Annotated in this window: 19 protein-coding genes; 15 read left to right on the forward strand and 4 right to left on the reverse strand. The window is 34.6% G+C overall.

The annotated features are described in order from the left end of the window. The first annotated feature begins 11 nt into the window (after positions 1–11). The 7 genes from DMB71_RS11090 to DMB71_RS11120 all read left to right on the forward strand — a co-directional run bounded on the left by DMB71_RS11090 (position 12) and on the right by DMB71_RS11120 (position 10,316). Positions 12–1,484 carry a RagB/SusD family nutrient uptake outer membrane protein gene (locus DMB71_RS11090; RefSeq protein WP_111366090.1) on the forward strand — a complete coding sequence of 491 codons (1,473 nt, stop codon included), beginning with the start codon at positions 12–14 and terminating at the stop codon, positions 1,482–1,484. Between the two features lie 30 nt (positions 1,485–1,514). Further along, positions 1,515–3,431 (forward strand): arylsulfatase, encoded by a 1,917-nt coding sequence (locus tag DMB71_RS11095; protein WP_111366092.1) that lies wholly within the window; start codon positions 1,515–1,517, stop codon positions 3,429–3,431. 232 nt (positions 3,432–3,663) lie between these two features. Continuing rightward, on the forward strand, positions 3,664–4,722 hold the full coding sequence (locus DMB71_RS11100; RefSeq protein WP_111366094.1) for a sterol desaturase family protein: 1,059 nt from the start codon (positions 3,664–3,666) through the stop codon (positions 4,720–4,722). 11 nt (positions 4,723–4,733) lie between these two features. After that, positions 4,734–5,450, forward strand: coding sequence for a thioredoxin domain-containing protein (locus DMB71_RS11105; protein WP_111366096.1), 717 nt, complete (start codon positions 4,734–4,736; stop codon positions 5,448–5,450). Positions 5,451–5,542: 92 nt separating this feature from the next. Further along, positions 5,543–7,159 carry a sulfatase-like hydrolase/transferase gene (locus DMB71_RS11110; protein WP_111366098.1) on the forward strand — a complete coding sequence of 539 codons (1,617 nt, stop codon included), beginning with the start codon at positions 5,543–5,545 and terminating at the stop codon, positions 7,157–7,159. A gap of 210 nt (positions 7,160–7,369) precedes the next feature. After that, positions 7,370–8,629, forward strand: a complete 1,260-nt coding sequence (locus DMB71_RS11115) for a YeiH family protein (protein WP_111366100.1) — start codon at positions 7,370–7,372, stop codon at positions 8,627–8,629. 31 nt (positions 8,630–8,660) lie between these two features. Next, positions 8,661–10,316: an arylsulfatase gene (locus tag DMB71_RS11120; RefSeq protein WP_111366102.1), complete on the forward strand. Its 1,656-nt coding sequence runs from the start codon at positions 8,661–8,663 to the stop codon at positions 10,314–10,316. Between the two features lie 141 nt (positions 10,317–10,457). On the opposite strand, the gene rocD is transcribed toward DMB71_RS11120, so the two are convergent. Then, positions 10,458–11,711 carry an ornithine--oxo-acid transaminase gene (gene rocD, locus DMB71_RS11125; protein WP_111366104.1) on the reverse strand — a complete coding sequence of 418 codons (1,254 nt, stop codon included), beginning with the start codon at positions 11,709–11,711 and terminating at the stop codon, positions 10,458–10,460. A gap of 223 nt (positions 11,712–11,934) precedes the next feature. On the opposite strand from rocD, the gene DMB71_RS11130 reads away from it, so the two are divergent. From DMB71_RS11130 to DMB71_RS11145, 4 genes are all read left to right on the forward strand, one after another. After that, positions 11,935–12,387, forward strand: a complete 453-nt coding sequence (locus DMB71_RS11130; protein WP_008468693.1) for an Lrp/AsnC family transcriptional regulator — start codon at positions 11,935–11,937, stop codon at positions 12,385–12,387. Between the two features lie 109 nt (positions 12,388–12,496). After that, the gene (locus DMB71_RS11135) at positions 12,497–13,270 is read left to right on the forward strand and encodes a dienelactone hydrolase family protein (RefSeq protein WP_111366368.1); all 774 of its coding nucleotides are present in this window, start codon (positions 12,497–12,499) and stop codon (positions 13,268–13,270) included. Positions 13,271–13,324: 54 nt separating this feature from the next. After that, positions 13,325–14,299 (forward strand): DUF3667 domain-containing protein, encoded by a 975-nt coding sequence (locus DMB71_RS11140; protein WP_111366106.1) that lies wholly within the window; start codon positions 13,325–13,327, stop codon positions 14,297–14,299. A gap of 9 nt (positions 14,300–14,308) precedes the next feature. Then, the gene (locus DMB71_RS11145) at positions 14,309–15,325 is read left to right on the forward strand and encodes a M28 family peptidase (protein ID WP_111366108.1); all 1,017 of its coding nucleotides are present in this window, start codon (positions 14,309–14,311) and stop codon (positions 15,323–15,325) included. 171 nt (positions 15,326–15,496) lie between these two features. On the opposite strand, the gene rho is transcribed toward DMB71_RS11145, so the two are convergent. Continuing rightward, positions 15,497–17,341 carry a transcription termination factor Rho gene (gene rho, locus DMB71_RS11150; protein WP_111366110.1) on the reverse strand — a complete coding sequence of 615 codons (1,845 nt, stop codon included), beginning with the start codon at positions 17,339–17,341 and terminating at the stop codon, positions 15,497–15,499. A gap of 181 nt (positions 17,342–17,522) precedes the next feature. On the opposite strand from rho, the gene DMB71_RS11155 reads away from it, so the two are divergent. From DMB71_RS11155 to DMB71_RS11165, 3 genes are all read left to right on the forward strand, one after another. Further along, on the forward strand, positions 17,523–17,933 hold the full coding sequence (locus DMB71_RS11155) for a DUF4293 domain-containing protein (protein ID WP_008468670.1): 411 nt from the start codon (positions 17,523–17,525) through the stop codon (positions 17,931–17,933). Between the two features lie 148 nt (positions 17,934–18,081). Beyond that, positions 18,082–18,741, forward strand: a complete 660-nt coding sequence (locus tag DMB71_RS11160) for a response regulator transcription factor (RefSeq protein WP_111366111.1) — start codon at positions 18,082–18,084, stop codon at positions 18,739–18,741. Positions 18,742–18,752: 11 nt separating this feature from the next. Further along, positions 18,753–19,667: a sensor histidine kinase gene (locus tag DMB71_RS11165; protein WP_111366112.1), complete on the forward strand. Its 915-nt coding sequence runs from the start codon at positions 18,753–18,755 to the stop codon at positions 19,665–19,667. Here DMB71_RS11165 and DMB71_RS11170 read toward each other — a convergent pair whose 3' ends face one another. Both DMB71_RS11170 and DMB71_RS11175 read right to left on the reverse strand, forming a co-directional pair. Next, positions 19,668–20,162: a metallophosphoesterase family protein gene (locus DMB71_RS11170; protein WP_111366114.1), complete on the reverse strand. Its 495-nt coding sequence runs from the start codon at positions 20,160–20,162 to the stop codon at positions 19,668–19,670. Between the two features lie 176 nt (positions 20,163–20,338). Further along, a complete protein-coding gene (locus DMB71_RS11175; protein WP_111366116.1) occupies positions 20,339–22,258 on the reverse strand; it encodes an SPFH domain-containing protein in 1,920 nt (639 codons plus the stop codon). Between the two features lie 465 nt (positions 22,259–22,723). Here DMB71_RS11175 and truA point away from each other — a divergent pair, with 465 nt between their 5' ends. Continuing rightward, positions 22,724–23,458, forward strand: coding sequence for a tRNA pseudouridine(38-40) synthase TruA (gene truA / locus DMB71_RS11180; protein WP_111366117.1), 735 nt, complete (start codon positions 22,724–22,726; stop codon positions 23,456–23,458). Positions 23,459–23,524: the final 66 nt, after the last annotated feature.

The raw sequence follows: 23,524 nt of genomic DNA on the forward strand, positions 1-23,524 counted from the left end.
AAGATATTAAAATGAAAAAGACAATTATAACATTACTTTTAAGCGCTGGTCTACTTGTATCTTGCGCTGATCTAGAGGTAACACCTACCTCTTTTGTAACCGAAGACAATTACTTTATCACTCAAGATGATGCTACGGCTAGTGTAACTGCTGTTTATGCTTCTTTAAGCCTTGATCCAGGTGAGCAGAGTTTATTTGGTCGAAATCTTTATTTCTTGACTGATATGGGATCTGATTATGCAGCAGCGGGAGTTTCCGCAACAAATCCGCAAGTTAGAGCAATGAGCAGTTTAACCCACGATGCTACTAATGACCGCGTTCAGGTAGCATGGAGACAAATTTATAACGGAATCAATAGAGCTAATGTTTCGATTGACAACATCCCAAAAGTATCTGGTTCTGAAGTAATCAAAACTAGATTGATCAATGAAGCTAAATTCATCAGAGCATTGCTTTATTTTCAAGCAGTTCGTCTTTGGGGTGGAGTTCCAATTGTTTTGCATGAAGCTAAATCTATCAATTTGGGAGATTTAAAAACAAATCGCTCAACAGTTGACGAAGTTTACGCTCAAATCGTTAAGGATCTAACCGATGCCGAAGCTCTTCCGAAAACGTATACAGCAGCAGATGCCGGACGTGCAACTTCTGGAGCAGCAAAAGCGATTTTAGCAAAAGTATACCTGACTAGAAAAGACTGGCCAAATGCTATTGCAAAATCGAGAGAAGTAATTAATGGCGGTTACGGATATGCATTATTTGAAGATTTTCAAGATATTTTCACCAAAACAAAAAAGAACGGAAAAGAGCATATTTTCTCTGTTCAATTTGAGCCAAATCAGGCAGGAAACGGTTCTAGCGGAAGTACTTTCCAATCTACTTCTTTTACCGGATTTACAGCAACAGAACCAGCAGATATTATTTCAGATGTTGCTTTGTTTTACGACATCTATGCACCTGGAGATAAAAGAAGAGATGTTAGTTATGCCAAACAGCTTCTAAATCCAGCAACAGGAACGCTTTATACATTTCCTAAACCTATCTTCAAAAAATACTTGGATTTAAGCAATCTGGCAACTCCTGGAAATGTCGCGATCAACTTTCCTGTTATACGCTATGCAGACATCCTTTTGTCTTTAGCGGAAGCGATAAATGAACAAGGCGGACCAACTACAGAGGCATACGAATTGATTAATCAAGTGCGAAGAAGAGCTTTTGGAAAAGCTATTACAACTCCAGATGCAACTGTCGACTTAGTTGGATTAAATCAGACTTCTTTCAGAGCTGCAATTCAAGAAGAACGCAAAAAAGAATTTGTGCAGGAAGGACAGCGCTGGTACGATTTGGTAAGGTGGGGAACATTGGTTACCGAAGTAAAAAAAGTAACGGCTAAAAATTCAGTTTCAGAACGAAATAATCTCTATCCGATTCCGCAAAGCGAAAGAAACATCAACCCTGACGGGTTGCCTCAGAATCCTGGATATTAATTAAAACCATATAACTAAAAAACTATAAAAATGAAAAATTTTAAAAATAGCATTTCAATCAAAGGCTCTAAGAAAGGGCTTTTGATTACTGCTGTCCTAATTGCACAATTAGGATTTGCACAGGAAAAACAAGAATTTAAGGGTACAATAGGGAAAACTTTAGCAGATTCTAAAGAATATTGGCCAGATCCTGTAACGGCACCAAAAGGCGCTCCTAATATTGTTTGGATTTTATTGGATGATGTTGGATTTGGAGCTTCAAGTGCTTTTGGAGGTTTAATCAACACGCCAACTTTCGAGAATCTGGCAAATAACGGTTTACGTTATACAAACTTCCATACAACAGCAATTTGTGCTCCTACCCGCGCCGCTTTATTAACTGGAAGAAATTCTGGAAGAGTTCACGTAAGCGGATTTTCTCATACCATTTTATCAGCTGGTTTCCCAGGTTGGGACGGAAGAATTCCTTCTGATAAAGGAACAATTGCAGAAATCTTACGCGACAACGGCTACAATACATTTGCTGTCGGAAAATATGGAGTTACGCCAGACGAAGATGCAACAGATGCAGGTCCTTTTGACAGATGGCCGACAGGAAAAGGTTTTGACCATTTCTACGGATTCTTAGGCTCTCAGACCGATCAGTACAATCCTGATTTGGTAGAAGATCAAGTTCATATTAAACCTGATGGGCGTCATTTGAATGAATTGATTACAGATAAAGCAATCAGTTATATTCAAAAACAGCAAAAAGCTGCGCCAGGAAAACCATTTTTCTTGTATTATGCGCCGGGAGCAGTTCATGCACCTCATCAAGTGGCTGAAAAATGGGTTGAACCGTACAAAGGTAAATTTGACGAAGGCTGGGATGTTTACCGCGAAAAAGTATTGGCTAACCAAAAGAAACTGGGAATCTTTCCTCAAAATGCAGGTCTTCCAGATCGTAACGCTTTAATTACAGAATGGAAAAAATTATCACCAGATCAAAAGAAAGTATACGCAAGATTCATGGAAGTTTACGCTGGATTCTTAACGTATACAGATTATGAAATTGGAAGAGTTGTAGATTATTTAAAACAAAGCGGACAATTGGATAATACTTTAATTTTTGTTGCCATTGGAGATAACGGCGCAAGTAAAGAAGGAACTCTTCAAGGAACAATTAACCAAAGTTTATTTGCTCAAGGAAAAACCGACGAAGAAAACTTCCAAAGCAATTTGAACAATATAGGCGAAATCGGAACTGCAAAAGGCTTAAACACGAATTATCCTTTAGGATGGGCACAAGCAACAAATGCTCCTTTCAAAAACTGGAAACAAGATGCACAATCAGAAGGAGGAACTCGTAATCCGTTGATTGTTTTTTATCCAAACGGAATTAAAGATAAAGGCGGTATCAGAAATCAGTACAGTCATGTAACAGACCTATTGCCAACTACTTTGGATATTGTTGGAATTAAAGCTCCAGAATATATTAAAGGAATCAAACAAGACATTATTCAAGGTTCAACTTTCAAAGCTTCTTTAGACAATCCAAAAGCTGAATCATTACATAAAGTGCAGTATTACTACATTTTTGGAAATAGAGCAATCTATAAAGACGGATGGAAGGCTTCTGCAGCACACTTACCAGATTCTTTCGCAGTAAAAAAGTCTTTAGGAAGCAACGAAAAACCTGCTCCAAGTAACTTCGATACTGATGTTTGGGAATTATACAACCTAAACGAAGATTTTAACGAACGTAACAACTTAGCAAAAAAATATCCTGAAAAACTGGCTGAACTTCAAAAATTATTTGACGAACAGGCAAAAGAAAATAATCTATATCCTTTAATCGATTGGCAGGATGTTTATAACAGAAGAATTCACAATACTGGTGCTGATAAAGGAAAAACAATTTCTGATTTAATCAAACAGGCAACTAAACCTGGAGGAACCAATAACTAGTTACACTTAACCTGCAAGGTTTTTCAAACCTTGTAGGTTTCAAATCTTATAAATAAAAAACACCTACAAGGTTTGAAAAACCTTGCAGGACATAAAAAGAATAATTATGAAACGAGTAGATTATGAAATTATAGGAAAAAAGATTGTCGTTGGGATAATCTTGTTTTTAGTTCCGCTTGCCATTTTAGCTGGCGGATTAGCAGTAGTAAATCAATTTTTAAAATAAGAAATCATGGCAATAGTTCAAAAAGAAAAATTAACAAGAGATTTGACGATAAGTTTCTTCATTTATTCATTGCCTGTAGTGGCAATTTACCTTTATTTTAAACTAACTGGCGGTGCAGTAAGCGAGTCACATATTGCATTACCTTCATTCTTAGAATTTGCAAAACCAGCTTTCGAAAACATCCGCACTTGGGGATTAACCGTTTTTATGCTAGTTTTAGGAGTCATCGAATTTGCGGCAGGCTTATACGATGATGAATGGACAGGCGAAGAACGCAAAATAGATATCGTTTGCTTCTTAGCTCCAAAATTGCTTTTACCTCCTGTAATTGCTTTTTTTAGTTTAACTGCTTTGCCTTATTTATTGCCAAATCTGGCTAATTCATTATCATGGGTTCCGTTTTGGGGAGGCTTTTTCTTAATTGCAATTGCCGACGATTTAACGCAATATTGGTATCATAGATTGCATCATCAAGTTCCGTTTTTATGGCGTTTTCATAGAACACACCATTCTGCTCCGTATATGGGAATGGCTATGGCTTCTAGACAAAACTTTATTTATACAGTTTTCTTTTCTCAAATTTATTTGACAGCCACTTTAACCTATTTAGGTTTAGGACTTCCTGCTTTATTTGTTTTAGTAATAAAAAGTTTCATCACTTTAGGAGCGCATTCAAGCATTCCTTGGGACAAACCTTTTTACAAATACAGAATATTGCATCCAATTGCATGGGTTTTAGAAAGACTGATTTCTACTCCAGCAACGCATCACGCACACCATGCTGACACAAGCGGAGACGGTGTTGGACATTTTAAAGGAAACTTCGGAAACATGTTTTTTATATGGGATGTCATTTTCGGAACAGGATTGATTACTCGCCAATATCCAAAATCGTTCGGAACAAAATCATACAAGCAAGAAGAATGGTACGCTCAATTTCTTTGGCCAATTTTCAAATCTAAAAAAGAAGGAAGTTCTCTTGCTGAAGGCGTATTATCTCTTCCTTTAAAACCTAAGGCAGTTGTTGCTGAAGAAACTCCCGCACCAGTATTAGAACAAGTATAAAACTTTTCGATATGAAAAATTACATTTTAAAAACCAGTATAACAGCAATTGCCTTTTTATGCGCAGTTGCTGCTTTTTCGCAAAATGAAATTCATAATTCATTATCATTAGATTCATTTTATTCGAAAATAAAAAGTCAAAAGAATCCGCAGATTGTCGATGCCAGAACGCCTGAAGAATTTGCTCTGAATCATATTGAAGGTGCTGTAAACTTTAATCTTCAATCTGAAAATTATGCGCAATCTGTTGCTAAACTAGATAAGTCAAAACCTGTTTTTATATATTCTATTGGAGCTGGCAGAAGCGTTGCTTTAGAAAAAGAATTATTAAAAAATGGTTTCTCAGAAGCCTATAGTTTAGAAGGCGGAATTGCCAATTGGATTGGAAACGGAAAACCTTTTTATTCCAATCTAAAGAGCAAATTGTCTCTGGCAGAATTCAATAAAATTATAGCTGAAAATAAAACAGTTTTAGTTGATATTGGTTCGAAATACTGTGGTGCTTGCAAAAAAGTAAAACCAGTTTTAGAGAACATAAGATCAGAATATAGTTCGAACTTAAAAATCGTAGAAATTGAACTGGAAGACAGTCCGCAAGTTATTGCCGATTTAAAAACCGTAAAAGTTTTTCCAACCTTGATTTTATATCAAAATGGAAAAATTGTTTTTAAGAAAGAAGGAACAAATGACTTGAAAAATGAAGTTGATGTTGCGTTGGCTTCGAAGTAGTCTTGAAACTTTAAAACTTTGTCAAAGTTTCAAACTTTGACAAAGTTCTTATAGATACTTCCATTCCATTCAAAAACTAACCAAACCAAAATATGGCAACCTATAAAAAAATAACCAAAATTGTAATTCCGATTTTAATATTGCTTCTTATTCTGGCAGCATTTTTATTCTGGCCAATTAATACAGACGAAACATTAGTCAAAGAAGATCAAAAATTGGCAGAAGGCAAAAAAGAATTTTTAGCCTCAAAACCTAAAGATTCCGCTATAGGAAAAAAGACAAATATTATAATTCTCCTTGCAGATGATTTAGGCAAATATGATATTTCGCTCTATGGCGGAAAATCAACTCCTACTCCACAAATCGATTCTTTGGCAGCTTCTGGAGTTACTTTTACAGATGGTTATGCATCAGCAGCAATCTGTTCGCCTTCGCGCGCGGGATTGATTACGGGAAGATATCAAGAACGTTTTGGACATGAGTATCAGCCTGGAGATCGTTATCCGAAAAATAATTTGGAATATTATGGTTTTAAATATTTAATTAATACAAATGGCTGGAGATTAAATGATAAAATCGATTATCCAAACGAAGCTTCTATTAAAACGCAAGGACTTCCAAAATCTGAAATCACTTTTGCTGATTTAGCCAAAAGACAAGGGTATGCTACAGGAATTATCGGAAAATGGCATTTAGGACACAACAAAGGATTTTTCCCTTTAGACCGTGGATTCGATTATCATTACGGATTTTATCAGGCATTTTCGCTTTATGCTCCTGAAGATGATCCTGATATTATAAATCATCATCATAAAGATTTTACAGACAAAACGATTTGGGGAAATGGCCGTGTTGGAATTGGACAAATTCGTCGAGACAGTACTATTATTGACGAAAAAGCCTACTTAACCGAAAAATTTGCTGATGAAGCAGAAGCTTTTATTGATAAAAATAAGAATAAACCTTTTCTACTCTATATTCCTTTTAATGCGCCTCATACGCCATTTCAGGTTCGCAAAAAGTATTATGACCGTTTCCCGAATGTAAAAGACGAAAACAAACGCGTTTATTTTGCCATGATCAGCGCTTTGGATGATGCCATCGGAAGAATTCGCGAAAAAGTCAAAAAAGAAGGTCTTGAAGAAAATACTTTAATTGTTTTTGCCAGCGACAATGGCGGTGCCGATTATACTTTTGCGACAACAAATGCACCATTAAAAGGCGGTAAATTTTCACATTTTGAAGGCGGAATCAATGTTCCTTTTGCACTTTCGTGGAAAGGAAAAATCAAGCCGCATACGGTTTATAAAAATCCTGTAAGCACTCTGGATATTTTTACAACCATTGCATCGGCAATTGGATCTGATTTACCAAAAGACAGAATTTATGACGGGGTCGATTTAGTGAAAACAGTAAATGATAACAAAGTCGCCCACAAAGACTTATACTGGCGCTCAGGTGATGCAAAAGCCATTAGAAGTGGTGACTGGAAATTGGTCATCAGCGGAAAAACACATGAAAAATGGCTGTACAATCTTGCCTCAGATAAATCGGAAACAACAGACCTCTCACAAAAAAATCCAAAAAAAGTAAAAGAATTGCAAACTGCGCTGCAAACTTGGGAAAAGGGTTTAATTAAACCGCTTTGGCCAAATTTAACTTATTACGAATTTGACTTTGGAAAACAAAAATACTTTGTCGATTTGTAAACTATCTATAACATTACAGACGAAATAATTCCAATATCCTAACAGGTTTTTAAAACCTGTTAGGTATTTACTTTTAAATCAGTCTAAAGCAAATAGGAAATCTAGCGGATTCAAAATCAATTGTATAGCAGCTATTATTTTAATTGCCTACAAATAATACCTAACAGGTTTTAAAAAACCTGTTAGGATAACAAATTAATTAAGAATACAATGTCAAACTCAACAAAATTTACTATTCACGAAGACTGGACCGTCGTAATTCTTGGTTTTCTAATCATCGGAATCTCTCTTTTTATTTTTCTTCCCGAAATTCCCATTTTTAAATGGACGAACGGAACAGACTTAATAAACAATATTTTCGAAATCAAAAACCTTCAAACAATTGGATTTCAGTTTCTTTATTTTATTGTCATTGGAATAATCGGAACTATTTTAGTTGGAAAATCGGTTAAAAATTTCGTTTTAGGATTTCCAATAGTTTATTTCCTCACTATAATTGCACTAATACTTGCCGGAAATACTGAAGTAAAAGCACTCAATCTAGAAGCTGTAATTTTTAGTTTAGCCATCGGATTGATTATTGGTAATTTTTTCAAACTTCCAGAATGGTTTCGTTCTGCTCTATCAACTGAGCTTTTTGTCAAAATCGGATTGGTTTTATTGGGAACGAGTGTTATTTTTTCGGATATTCTAAAAGCAGGTTCGTTAGGTTTAATACAGGCTTTGGTTGTCGTTTTATCGGTTTGGTATTTTGCTTTTTGGCTTTGTCGAAAACTAAAAGTTGATGACGAATTAACCATGATGATTTCAAGTGCTGTATCCATCTGTGGAGTTTCGGCTGCCATTGCAACTTCTGGCGCAATCAAAGGCGACTCAAAAAAATTATCTTATGTAATCTCAATCGTTTTGGTTACCGCAATTCCGATGATGATTTTCATGCCAATTATTGCTAAATATTTTAATTTCCCTGAAGAAGTAACAGGTGCTTGGCTCGGAGGAAGTATTGATACTTCTGGAGCTGTTGTAGCATCTGGAACTTTGGTTGGCGAAACTGCTTTAAAAATAAGCACAATTGTCAAATTTTCTCAAAATGTTTTATTAGGATTAGCCGCTTTTGCCATTTCTATTTATTGGACTTACACTCACAATAAATCTTCTGAAGTTCAAGAATCTAAACCAACTCTTGGAGTAATCTGGGAACGTTTCCCAAAGTTTGTTATTGGTTTTATCGTGGCTTCTGTTGTTTTCTCCTTTTTTGTTGCACCAGAAACTCGCGATGAACTTAAAGAAAGCTTGAAAAATCTGCAAGGGCTTTGGTTTGCTTTAGCTTTTACAAGCATTGGTTTAGAAACCAATTTTAGAGATTTATTTCAAAATAATAGTAGAAAACCTTTATTTGCCTTCTTAATTGCACAATTATTCAATATTATTATTACCCTTTTCATTGCTTTTTTACTTTTCAATACATAAAAACCAATGAAAATTAACAAAAAACAATACCATGAATACTAAAATAAAAAACATTTTACTGTCTTTTCTTGCATCTGGAACGGTTGGTTTTTACCAATCGAACGCACAGAATAATTCATCAAAACCAAATATCATTTTGATTATGGTAGATGATATGGGATATTCTGATTTAGGAAATTACGGCTCCGAAATTAGCACTCCAAATCTAGATCGATTGGCAAAAGAAGGAACGCGTCTTCGCGAATTTTACAACAACTCAATCTGCGCGCCTACGAGAGCTTCATTATTAACGGGACAATATCAGCATAAAGCTGGTGTTGGCTTCTTTGATGTCAATCTGGGATTACCAGCTTATCAAGGTTACTTAAACAAAGAATCTTTGACTTTGGGTGAAGTTTTTCGTGCAGGCGGATACAGTACACTTTTATCAGGAAAATGGCATGTGGGCTCTGAAGATCAAGCGCAGTGGCCTAATCAAAGAGGCTTTGATAAATTTTATGGTATCTTAAAAGGAGCTTCAAATTATTTTGACACCAAACCTCTGCCTTTTGGAAAAACGCCTTATCCAGTGAAATTAATTCGCAATAACGAAGAGCTGCACCCAAAAGATGATTCTTATTATTTTACAGATGAAATCGGCAATAATGCGATTACTTTCTTAGATGAGCAAAACAAAGAAAACAAACCTTTCTTCTTGTATTTAGCTTTTACTGCTCCACATTGGCCATTACAAGCAAAACCTGTTGATATTGCAAAATATAGAGGCAAGTTTAATGAAGGCTGGGATGTATTAAGAGAAAAAAGAATTCAAAAATTAAGAGAAAATGGCATTTTGCTTCCTAACCAAACTATTGCTCCTCGTGATCCTGAAGTTCCAGAATGGGATAAATTGACTTACGATGAAAAACAATTCTGGAAAGCCAAAATGGAGGTTTATGCCGCAATGGTGGACAATATGGATCAAAACGTGGGCAAAGTTTTGAACAAACTAAAAGAACTAAAAAAGGATAAAAACACATTAATTATTTTTATTTCCGACAATGGTGCTCAAGGTGGGTTTAATACTTACAATCCGCTGGGGAGAGGTTTGGTTCGAAATGACGGACCTGTGGGTTCTTCTGGCTCTTTTGATTATCAAGAACAAAACTGGGCATATTTATCGAATACACCTTTACAGGATTATAAAAACAATATGCACGAAGGCGGATTCAGTTCTCCATTTATTGCTTGGTATCCATCAAAAATTAAAGCAGGAAGAATCGATAAAGGAACTGGACATATTATTGACCTTGCTCCTACTTTCTACGAATTGGCTGGAATTGAATATCCTAAAACTTTAAATGGGGTAAACTCTAATCCGCTTCCTGGTAAAAGTTTATTGCCTGTTTTATTTGACAGCGCATCAGAAGTAAACCGTGGTGCGCCATTATTCTGGGAAAGAGCTGGAAACAGAGCCGTTAGAGAAGGAAAATGGAAATTGGTTTCAATTTATCCGTCTTACCAATGGGAACTTTATGATCTAGAAGCAGACCGTGGAGAAACAACAAACGTTGCAGCACAAAATCCAGGAATTGTAAATGATCTTTCTGCAAAATATTTTGATTGGGCAGACAAAACAGGAGTGGTAGAATACAGCAAATTCAAGCAAAAGAGCGAATTGATTCCAGGTGCTGCTCCCAAAAAATAATTACTTTTTTGATATTTTAGTAATTATAACAAAAAGCGATTGTTGTGACAGCAGTCGCTTTTTAAAACAAAAAAATGGTCTACAAAAAAAGCTGTCTTGTTATGAGACAGCTTTTGTTTTTATCTTAAAAAAGAAATCAGATTATTTTTTAAACTCATTCAAAGATTTCTCGATAATCTCCAAACATTCTTTGATCTGCTCTTCGGTCATTACCAAAGGCGGTGCCAGTCTGATTTTATTTCCGTGAGTTGGTTTTGCCAATAATCCATTGTCTCTGAATTTCAAGCAGATTTCCCAAGCCAAATCAGATTCTTCGTCTATATTGATTACAATGGCATTCAAAAGACCTTTTCCGCGAACTAGTGTAATTAAGTTATTTTTTTCAGCGATTTTATTCAATCCGTCTCTTAAAATTACACCTAGACGTTCTGCGTTTTCAGCCAGTTTTTCGTCTTTAATTACTTCTAAGGCTGCAACCGCAACTGCTGCCGCAACAGGATTTCCTCCAAAAGTAGATCCGTGTTGTCCTGGTTTAATCACATTCATGATTTCGTCATTACATAAAACAGCCGAAACTGGATAAACTCCACCAGAAATTGCTTTTCCTAAAATCAAAACATCTGGCTGTACATTCTCGTGATGAACTGCCAATAATTTTCCTGTACGTGCGATTCCAGTCTGCACCTCATCGGCAATAAAAAGCACATTATGTTTTTCACAAAGTGCTTTCGCTTTCGCTAAATATCCTTCGGAAGGAACATAAACTCCTGCTTCACCCTGAATTGGTTCAACTAAAAATCCAGCGATATTTTTAGATGAATTTAAAGCGTTTTCAAGAGCTTCAAGATTATCATATTCTATTTTGATGAAACCATCTGTAAAAGGTCCGAAGTTTTTGCGCGCTGTGTCATCATTTGAAAATGAAATGATAGTAGTGGTTCTTCCGTGAAAGTTATTTTCGCATACAATAATCTGCGCCTGATTTTCTGGAATTCCTTTTACTTCATAGGCCCATTTTCTAGAAATTTTTAAAGCTGTTTCAACTGCTTCAGCACCTGTATTCATTGGAAGGACTTTATCGAAACCAAAATATTTCGTTACATATTCTTCGTAATTTCCTAATTTATCATTGTAAAAAGCACGAGAAGTCAAAGTCAGTTTTTGCGCCTGCTCTACCATTGCATTCACAATTTTAGGATGGCAATGACCCTGATTTACCGCAGAATAAGCAGATAAAAAATCATAATATTTCTTTCCGTCAACATCCCATACATAAACGCCTTCTCCTCGTTCTAAAACTACAGGAAGCGGATGGTAATTATGAGCTCCATATTTGTTTTCTTTTTCAATCAAAACTTCTGATTTTGATGAAAGTGTTTTTTCTGTACTTGTCATAATATGCTTTTTATTTCTACAAAAATATTAAAATTAAACGAATAATAATCAAAAAAAGAATATTTTGACTTAAATATAACAAAATAAAAGTCAAAACTTAAATTTAAGCACATCAAAAAAGACATATTTATTTTTGAGAAATGTGATTCAATGTCTGTTTATTAAAAAAAAGAATTACTTTTATGAATCGCAAAAGACTCAATTTTAAAACGATTTTTACTGAATGGAATTATTAGACGAATTTGATATTAGTATCCTAAAAGAATTAGAAAAAGACGGAAGAATGGCTTATTCTGCTATCGCCACTAATCTTAAAATATCAAATACAATGGTGCACCAGCGTATTAACAGAATGATTGAACAAGGTGTAATTGGCGGAATTAAACCCATTATTCAAGAAAAGAAAATTGGGTACGACTGGGCCTCTTTTACTGGACTTACCTTAAATAAAGATTCTGATTCTGAACGAATTATTGAAGCGCTTAAAGAAATTCCTGAGATTACCGAATGTTATTATGTAACAGGTTCCTTTACGCTTTACATCAAAATCATAGCCAAAAATCATGAGCACATGCGCCGTATTCTTTATGAAAAAATCGATGGAATACCAGGTATCGATAAAACCGATTCTATTGTAGAATTGGGTTGCGCTTTTAAACGAAATATATCTTTGTAAAAAAGAAAAACATTCTTTTAAAGTATTGGTTACAAACCTCACAAGAATTTACTTGCGAGGTTTTTTTGTAACATAATATTTCTGATATTTGTTAAAAATTGAAGAAATCATGAAAAACTCCATAATCATTTTATTCAGTGCAATCTTATTTTCAAATCTTATGAATGCGCAGTTAAAACCAGTAAAATATACAGAAGGAAGCCAACAGCTAAATGGCTTATTCATAAAATCTGCTAAAAAAAGCGCTAACAATCCGGGAATCTTACTTTTGCCAGCTTGGCTTGGAATTGATAATGCTTCTAAAGGAATTGCGGAAGAATTATCTAAACTGGGTTACCACGTTTTTATTGCTGATATATACGGCGAAGGAAATTATCCTAAAAATACAAGTGAAGCTGGAAAACAATCCGGATATTATAAAACAAATTATGAAGAATATCAAAAACGAATTGATATAGCACTACATGAATTAATCAAATTAGGCGCTAATAAAGATAATATTGTTGCTATCGGCTATTGCTTCGGCGGAAGCGGAGTTCTTGAAGCTGCCCGCGGGCATTTGAATGTAAAAGGTATTGCTTCTTTTCACGGCGGTTTAGGAAAAGATGCCAGCAGAAAGAATGAACCAATTTCTACAAAAGTTCTTATTTGTCATGGAGCCGATGATCCGTATGTTTCAAAAGATGAAATTGCTGCTTTTCAACAGGAAATGCGTGATGGTAAAGCAGACTGGGAAATGATCTATTATGCAAATGCAGTTCACTCTTTTACAAATCCAGAAGCCGGAAATGATAATTCTAAAGGCGCTGCATACAATGCTGTTGCGGCAAAAAGATCTTTTGATCATTTACAGCTTTTCTTAAACGAAGTCTTGAAGAAATAATTTCAAAAATTAAATACCTAAAAACTACCAGAACAAATCAATTAATACAAACCAATGTCACATAATAAAATAAGAGAAGACAAAACTTGCCTAAACTGCAGACATGTTGTTGAACAAAAATACTGCCCCAACTGCGGACAAGAAAACAGCGATAGCCGAAAAACTTTTCATCATTTATTTGTTCATTTCTTTGAAGATTTGACCCATTATGAAAATGCTTTTTGGAAAACCATAAAAAATCTGCTATTCAAGCCTTCTACGCTTACCAAAGAATATCTTTCAGGAAAACGTTTGTCTTACCTTGCACCGGTTCGACTTTACATTTTTATAAGTTTTATTACTTTTTTATTGATAGCAATGTTTCCAAACAATGTAGGTGAAAAAATTGACAAAAGTGAAGAAGCGCTTAACAAAGAGCTCTCTAAGGCTACTGACAGTCTAAATATAAGCAGAAAGGACGATAAAAGATACTTTCATTTTAAAACAATGAAAGAAATTGATTCGATTCAAAAATATGGAAAACCACATGAGAAGCTGAACGCTTCTTCTTATTGGTTTTCAGAAAAAGCAATACATGTTACGGAAAAATATACCAAAAAAGAGATTTATGAAAAATTTGTCGAATCGTTCTTTCACAACCTTCCTAAAATCCTCTTTATAATAATGCCGTTTTTTGCTTTTTTCCTGTGGCTTTTCCACAACAAAAAGAAATGGTATTATTTTGATCATGGCATTTTCACGCTCCATTATTTTTCTTTCCTATTACTGATTTTTCTCATCATGTTTATCATCGACAGAGTAATTGGTCTTTTTGGAGAAGATAGTCCATTATCATTTATTTCAGGCATTACCACTTTTGCGGGAACCATTTGGATGTGTTATTATTTTTATCCTGCACATCATCGTTTTTATGGTGAATCTAGAATAGTCTCATTTATTAAAAGCTTCTTCTTGTTTATTATAAATTCTCTTTTTATTCTATTTTTACTAACCCTTTACGTTCTTTACACATTTATTAATTTACACTAACTATCTAGAATGAAAAAAATACTCATTTTATTTTTAATTGTTACTGCGTATTCTTGCAAAACTGCGCAGTCAACGGCATCAAAAGACAATTCAGATCCATCAAAATACGTTAAAGCCATCAGTGAAAAAGATCTTAAAAAAATGCTTTATACTGTTGCGTCTGACGAAATGGAAGGTCGCGAAACTGGTTCTAAAGGGCAAAAAAAAGCAGGTCTTTATATGATCGAGCAATACAAAAAAAGCGGGATTTCTTTTCCAAAAGGAGCTTCAGATTTCTATCAGCCAGTTCCTGCTGCATTTATGAATGCAAGACGTAATCAAAACCTTCCTGATTCAGAAAATATCTGGGCTTATATTGAAGGAACTGAAAAACCAGATGAAGTTTTGGTAATTTCTGCACACTATGATCACGTGGGCGTTAAAGATGGTGAAGTTTACAATGGAGCTGATGATGATGGTTCTGGAACTGTAGCGGTTATTGAAATGGCTAAAGCTTTTGCTAAAGCTAAAAAACAAGGCCATGGTCCAAAACGTTCTATTTTGTTTCTTCACGTAACTGGCGAAGAGCACGGCTTACACGGATCTCGTTATTATTCTGAAAATCCATTATTCCCAATTGCAAATACAATTGCTGACATCAACATCGATATGATCGGACGTCGCGATGTGGAGCATTCTAATACAAATAACTACGTTTATGTAATTGGTGCTGACAGATTATCTTCTGATTTACACAATGCGGTTGTGGCTCAAAACGAAAAATACATCAAAATGGACTTAGATTTTAAATTTAATGATCCAAAAGATCCAAACCATTTCTATGAGCGTTCTGACCATTACAACTTTGCAAAACACGGTATCCCAGCTGTTTTCTTCTTCAACGGAGTTCACGAAGATTACCACGGAAAAGGCGATGAACCTCAAAAAATTGAATACGACGCTTTAACAAAAAGAACAAAACTGGCTTTCGTAGTAGCCTGGGATTTAGCTAATAGAGAAAATAGACCGGTAGTTGATAAAAAATAGGTACAAAGGTTCAGAGGTACAAAGGTTCAAAGATTACTCGATAAGAACCGATATTGCAAAAATTATAAAAAACCAAAAAGGGATGAATTTTAAAATTCATCCCTTTTTTATATTATAGATTCCAAAAAAAAATCTCTGAACCTTTGTAACTTTGAACCTTTGCTCCTTAAATTAGTCATTCATAGAAATCAAAAACTCCTCATTATTTTTCGTTTTCTTGAAACGGTCGTTTACGAAATCCATAGATTCTACTGGGTTCATATCTGATAGATACTTACGCATAATCCACATTCTTTGTAATGTTTTCTCGTCTAATAACAAGTCATCACGACGTGTACTTGAAGATGTAAGATCGATTGCAGGGAAAATACGTTTATTAGCTATCTTACGATCTAATTGAAGTTCCATGTTACCCGTTCCTTTAAATTCTTCGAAGATAACCTCATCCATTTTAGAACCTGTTTCTGTTAACGCAGTTGCGATGATACTTAAAGAACCTCCGTTTTCTACATTTCTAGCCGCTCCAAAGAAACGTTTTGGTTTTTGTAATGCATTTGCATCAACACCTCCACTTAATACTTTTCCAGATGCTGGTTGAACTGTGTTGTAAGCTCTTGCCAAACGTGTAATAGAGTCTAATAAAATCACTACATCGTGACCACATTCAACTAAACGTTTTGCTTTTTCCAATACAATGTTAGCAATTTTTACGTGCTCTTGTGGCTCTCTATCAAAAGTTGAAGCGATAACTTCACCACGAACACTTCTTTGCATATCTGTAACCTCCTCAGGACGCTCATCAATAAGAAGAACAATTAAATAAACTTCTGGGTGGTTAGCTGCAATTGCGTTTGCAATATCTTTAAGAAGCATTGTTTTACCTGTTTTAGGTTGTGCAACGATCATACCGCGCTGACCTTTACCTATTGGTGAAAACAAGTCTATAATTCTTGTTGAAATAGAACTGCCTTTTTCGGCTAGTTTGAATTTTTCTGAAGGGAAAACTGGTGTCAAGTGTTCGAAAGAAACTCTATCGCGAACCACTTGCGGATCGTGCCCATTTATTTTTAATACACGAACCAAAGGGAAAAACTTCTCACCTTCTTTTGGAGGGCGAACCACTCCTTTTACTGTATCCCCAGTTTTTAAACCAAATAATCTGATTTGTGAAGTCGATAAATAAATATCATCTGGAGAAGCTAAATAATTATAATCTGATGAACGTAAGAATCCGTAACCGTCCGGCATCATCTCTAGAACGCCTTCACTTTCGATAATTCCGTCAAATTCAAAATCAGAATCTCTGAAATTATTGTTATTCTTTTTATTCTTGTGATTAGGATTTTGGTTATTGTGATTTCCGTTTCCATTGCCATTCCCGTTTTGATTTTGGTTCTGATTCGGGTTTTGATTTTGATTTTGGTTCTGGTTCTGATTTTTATTCTGATTCGGATTAATCTTTTTTGCAGGAGATTGTGTAGTTTTTTCAGCTGTTTCTGCTGTTGGCTCAGAAATAATTGATTCTGATGGAGTTGAATCTGCAACTTCTTCAGCAGTTACTTCTTTAACTGCCTCTTTCTCTTTTTTAAGAGCTACTTTTTTCTCGTATGCCTGTTTATTGAATTTTACTGCTTTAGGTTCTTTTTTTCCTCCTGCAGGTTTATTTTCCTGTACTGCTTCTGTCACCGTTTCTGCAATTGGCTCCACTTTTTCTGCAGTTTCTGTATTTTGAACAGTTTCCTCTACTTTATCAAATTCTAAAACAGGTGCATTTTTGGTATTTGCTGCTTTTGCTTTGGCTGGTGCAATTCTAGCACGTTTTGGTTTCTCTTCTTTAGTTTCTGCTGCTTCAGTTTTTGGAGTTTCTGTCGGCGCAAGAGATGCCTCTTGGTGTGCTAAAATCTGACTTATTAAAGTCTCTTTTTTGACACCAGTAATCTTTATTGTTTTAGCTAACTTAGCTATTTCTTGAAGCTCAGAAAGCTTCATTTCTTTTAATGCAGAAATATCAAACATGAATGTTCTATGAATTTAATTATTTTAAGGAATACTGTAAAAAGAATAGGTAGATAATTAATTTGAATTGACCGCAGTATGAAGTGCTTACGGTATTATGATGCAATAATACGAATAAAATTTTATCATACAATAGTATTTTAAAAAAAGAAAATATATTTTTGTAAAACATTTTTAGACCATGATACAAAGAATTCAGACTGTATATTTATTTCTAGCTTTTGCTGCAACTGGCATTTTAATGCTTTTTGTTCCGCTTTGGACAACTAGTGCAGGAAAACCATTCTTTTTTATGCAGGATCAACTTTATACTGTTTTATTAGGCTTAACAACTATGCTTAGTATTATCAGTATTATTTCATTCAAAAAGAGACAAAATCAGTTTGTGCTAAACAGACTTAATATAATATTAAATTTAATTTTATTAGGATTATTTGTATATCGATCACTAAATTTATCTGGAGGGACTGAGGTCTCTGAGAAAGGTATTGGGATGTTCATGCCGATTGTCGCTATCGTGTTATTAGTTTTAGCTAATAAGGCCATCAAAAAGGACGAAGATCTTGTAAAATCTGTTGATCGTTTGAGGTAAACCTATAAACTTAGTTTATTTTGTGCGAAGAAGAACCCGAATTTTGATTCGGGTTTTTTTTGTCCTATTATATTATAAATCAAACTTAAAGAGTATTATAAAAATATACTTTGCATGATAAATTTGTATTTTCAAATTCAAATAAATCATGGCACCAAAAATAAGGATTCATCTAGCAGATGATCATCAGGTCTTAATTGATGGATTATCCAACTTACTTCAGACCGTTTCAAACTTTGAAGTAGCAGGGACTTCACTAGACGGCACCACTGTCTATGATGATGTTTTGAAAAACAATGCCGATGTTTTAATTTTAGATATTAGCATGCCTAAAAAAGATGGTATTGAAACGCTGAAAGAATTTAATGAAAAACAATTGTCCTGCAAAGTAATTATCTTGTCTAGTTATGATGATTTAAAAATCATTAAAGAAGTAATGAAACTAGGCGCAAAAGGTTATCTGACAAAAAATTGCGCAGGAGAAAATATTATCGAAGCTGTTGAAGCTGTTTATCAAGGACAGGAATATTTTAGTGATGCTGTCAGAGAAAAAATCTTCAACTCTTTTATGGACAGTCCAAAACTGAATCATAATTTGATTATAGAAAATCCAATTTTGAGCCCACGAGAGATAGAAATTATTATTCTAATTGCCTTGGAATATAGCGGAAAAGAAATCAGTGAAAAACTTTTCATCAGTTCGCATACTGTCGAAACGCATCGAAAAAACATCATGAAAAAATTGAACATTAAAAGCACAATCGGCTTAGTTAAATATGCTCTTAAAAACAATCTAATCAACCCTTAATAATTCCCTTTATGTTTGGTTTTCGTTTTTTTATCTCTTTATTATTATTTTTTGCTGTCAAAGGAACAAATCTTGAACAGCCAAAAAATATTGTAAATGCAAAGGCACCACAAACCCAAGTTGATAATAAGACTTCTCTTAAACCTATTAGCAAATCTGAACAATTACGAAATAAAAAAATCGTTAGTTTATCCATCATACTCACCATTATTATTTTTCTTTTGTTTTATTTTTTATATCAAAACAATAAACTAAAGCAAAAAATAAAACGAAAAGACACAAAACATAAAATTCTTCTTGACATCATCAATTCGGGCATTGATTCTCAAGAAGCAGAACACAAAAAAATTGCTTCTTTTCTGCATGACAATATCAATTCGCTATTATCCTCAGCTGGATTACATTTAAATACATTTACAGCTCAAAACAATGTAGAATCTAATGAAATACAGAAGGCAAAAACTATTTTATCTGAAGCTCACGAACTTTTGAGAGATATGTCTCATGATCTTGTTCCATCGCTTTTAGTGCGTTTTGGGCTGATTTATTCCTTAGAAGATTTATGCGAAAAGAACTCCAATTCTGCTATTGAATTTGAATTTTCAAGTTCAATTCCGACCAGCAGACGATATGCTGAAAAATTCGAAATGAAGATTTATTTTATTGTAAGTGAATTGTTCAGCAATATTATGAAGCATAGCAATGCCCAAAAAGCAAAACTTACTTTGAATGAAAAAGAAAACCAATTAATCCTGCGTATTCATGATGATGGAATTGGTTTTAAAACTCAAAAATTAAAAGAGGCTGAAGGTTTCGGCTTAAACAGAATTAGAGCTAGAATTAAAAAATACAAAGGTTCTCTATCAATTGTTTCAAAAGAAAATCAAGGAACCAAAATAAAAATTGGAATTCCGTTGCCGCATTGATTACTTAGCTCCTATTTCGACAATTTCCAAATCTTTGATTTTATCATCGTCAATTACAAATCGAAGCATGGTTCTTACTTTATGGAAACCACTTTTTCCTGCTGCACCCGGATTCATGTGTAGTAAATTATTCTTTTTATCAAACATGACTTTCAAGATATGTGAATGTCCGCAGATAAACAATTTAGGCGGATTCAGAGTCAATTCTTCTCTAACATTCTGATTATACTTTCCTGGATAACCGCCAATGTGCGTAATCCAAACTGACACATTTTCACACGAAAAACGATTGTTTAACGGAAATTCTAATCGTGCTTTCGCATCGTCGATATTTCCATAAACTGCTCTCAGAGGTTTTAGCTTTTTAATAGTATCTGTCACAATCAAATCTCCTATATCTCCAGCATGCCAGACTTCATCTGCCTGAGCAACATATTTTAAAATTGTATCATCGATATGGCTATGGGTGTCTGAGAGAAGTAGGATTTTGGTCAATTTTTTTTAGGTTCAAAGGTTCATAGTAACAAAGGTACAAAGGTTTTTCTGTAGAGACGCGATGCAGTGCATCTTTTGTAAAGTTTTGTCTGCTTTATAAAGATAAAAAATCCGACCTGTTTTCCAGATCGGATTTTTGTAAACTATTATACCTGTCAGGTATTTTGGGAGCTAATTTATTTTTTAGTATTTTGATTTTTACCTTCTTTCGATTCTTTGGTATCCATCATTTCCATCAATTTCAATCCTAATAAACCGCTAATAGAACCGTCAGAACCTCCGTTTCCTGAAATTAATACATCAGGAATTACTTTGATATTTCCTTTACCAATTTCTTCGGTTACTTTGTAGCGCGTAAAGTTATCTCCGCCCATTGCACTAACTTGCAATTGATATGCTTCCGCAGTAGATTTACCAATCGCCATAATTTTCTCCGCTTCAGCCAAACCAGTTTTTGAGATTTTTTCAGCTTCTGCGCTAGCGTTCAATCTTGTTGCTTCGGCTTGTGCTCCTGCTCTTGCTTTTGTAGCTTCAGCTTCTGCACTTGCACGCATTTTCGTAGCTTCTGCTTCAGCATTTACATTCAGTTTTAAACTTGTTGCATCTCCTTCAGCTTTCTTAACAGTTGCATCTGCGGTACGCTGTGCGATTTCAACACTTTGCGAAGCTCGTACAATTTCTTTCTGCATATCTGCAATTGCCGTTTCTTTTTCCATTCCCTGGCGTTGTTCTTGCGCCAGTTTTTGGGTTTGATATGTTTTCTGCTCTTCTTCTGCCAGTTTCCTGTCTGTCAAGGTTTTCATTAACGAATCTGGCGGAACAATATCTCCAATTAAGGTATCAACTGCATTTACGTTATATTCATCAAGAACTAACTTAATATGGTTTTTAGCCGATTCCTGACGTTCTTTTCTTGTAGTCAAAAATGAAATCACATCGCTATCTTGAGCCGAGTTTCTAAAATAGTTACCAATTGTTGGCTCTAAAACCTGAGAAACCAAGTTGTTCATACTTCCGAAACGTGCAATTACTTTTGGTGCTTCGGCTGCTGGAACGTGAATAATTTGTGCAACGTCTAGATTGAATGGGAAACCGTCTTTTGAACGAACCGTAATTGTAGATAGATTTTTATCTAAATCATGCGATTCACTTCTGGCATTAGCCCAGTTTAAAACCAAATTTGTTGTTGGAACAGGCTCTAATTTAGTTGTATATTTATTCAAAGCATATTTTCCTGGCCCGAAAGGCTCCATCCAAACACCACGCTGTCCTTTTGAAACAATATTTCCGTGTTTAAAAGTGTCGCCTGTAACGTCTTGCCCATCTTCTCCTATATAAGAAATCACAACTCCAACGTAACCAATTGGCACATCTGTCATTGGATTTTGCTCAATTAAAATTCCCCACGTATTAATATAATAAGAACCTGCCAACATAACCTGAGGCTGTAAACCACGGTTTCCGCCATGCTCAAGGAATTTATCAAAATCCTGAAAATTGTTGTGATTATCAACAAATTTACCCGCAATCTGTCCTTGCGGAATTGGTTCACCATCAAGAGCTGTAACAATACCAATCATGTTTTCGTAAATCTTAATTTGATCTGTAATTATGATTTCAAACAAAAACGTATTGATACGATACGATCCTGTCGTAATAAAAGCAGTCTGACGTCCTTTTTGTCCGCCGTTGTCTAAAAATGCTGTTGCATCCTGAAAGTTGTCACTTTCTACTTTTCTAGCTAAGATTCTTCCTGTCGGAATTTCTTTTCCGTCTTTACTTAAAACCAGTCCAATTTTTCCTTCCGGAATTAATGTAAAACTAGTCATATCAATTGAATACTGCCAAATCCACATTCCCCAGTACAACCCTGGAGCGAGTGTTTTGGCCTGATATCCCGCTTCGCCTTTTGTTGCGATAATTCGGCCGTCGGGTAATGATTTGTCTGCGCCAAACAAAACAAACTTTTTGGTTACCAAACCAATTTTATCTTCAGGAACAATCACCATTCCGAAGAAAACGCGCAAAATAAATTTGTAAAAAAGAATGGCAAATACAATTAAAAGTATCCACCAATAAGAGGTAATTTCATTCATCGTTTTTGTTTTTTAGTGATACAAACATAGGAGAAATATGAAATGTTAAAATGAAAATTTTAAAAATTTAACATTTAGAAATTTCTGACTAAAAATGTTAAAGAATCATTTTAATTAAATCGTTAGAATTGTCAATTTCTGACACGATTTTTAGTTGGACAAACTATGATTTGCATTTTGGGTTTTAATGGATTTTAACAAAGTTTCTGAGATCCTAAGATGCTAATCAACTAAGTTTTTGTTTTTAGATTTTATTGAAACAGGTGTTTATCAGTTAGAAATCATATCGCAAATGGTATACCTATATATAAGTACATTTTTCCAATCTGGCGTTAGACGCACTGCGGTGCGTCTCTACAGATAAAAATACCCAAAAACCTCTGTTACTTTGAACCTTTGTAACTTTGCAACTAAAAAAGAAAAAACCTTTGTACCTTTGTGCCTTTGAACCTTTGAACCTCAACAGTGAGATATTTTATTCAATTCGCTTATAACGGAACACATTATCATGGCTGGCAAATACAGCCAAATGCTTCTTCAGTTCAAGAAACTTTAAATAAAGCTTTTTCGGTTTTATTAAATGAAACTATCAGCATTATGGGTGCTGGAAGAACAGATACTGGCGTGCATGCGAGTGAAATGTATGGTCATTTTGATACAGAAAAGACTTTGGATATTCCGGTTTTGATTTATAAACTGAATTCGTATTTACCAAAAGATATTGCGATTTTTAATATCATTGCGGTTCATGACGATGCGCACTGTCGTTTTGACGCAACAAAACGAACGTATGAATATCATATCAATACCGTTAAAAATCCGTTTTTGCAGGAATTGAGCTGGTATGTTACACAGCAACTTGATGTAGATTTAATGAATGAAGCGGCGCAATTATTATTGAAACACACCGATTTTCAATGTTTTTCAAAAGTTAATACGGATGTAAATACTTTTGATTGCACGATTTTTGAGGCGTTCTGGAAACAAGAAAATTCAAAATTGATTTTTACCATTTCGGCCAATCGGTTTTTAAGAAATATGGTTCGTTCCATTGTGGGAACTTTAATTAATATAGGATTGCACAAAATCACATTGGCAGATTTTGAAAATATTATTGCCAGCAAAAACAGAGAAAAAGCAGGGTTTTCTGTCCCAGCACATGGTTTATATTTAACCAATATTTATTACGATTACATTTAATAGCCCTGATTGCAGTGAAAAGCTTTTTTGAAAAAAATATAGTTTTTGTAATTTTTATGGAGCGAC

The organism is Flavobacterium tistrianum (assembly GCF_003254545.1).
Lineage (GTDB): Bacteria > Bacteroidota > Bacteroidia > Flavobacteriales > Flavobacteriaceae > Flavobacterium > Flavobacterium tistrianum.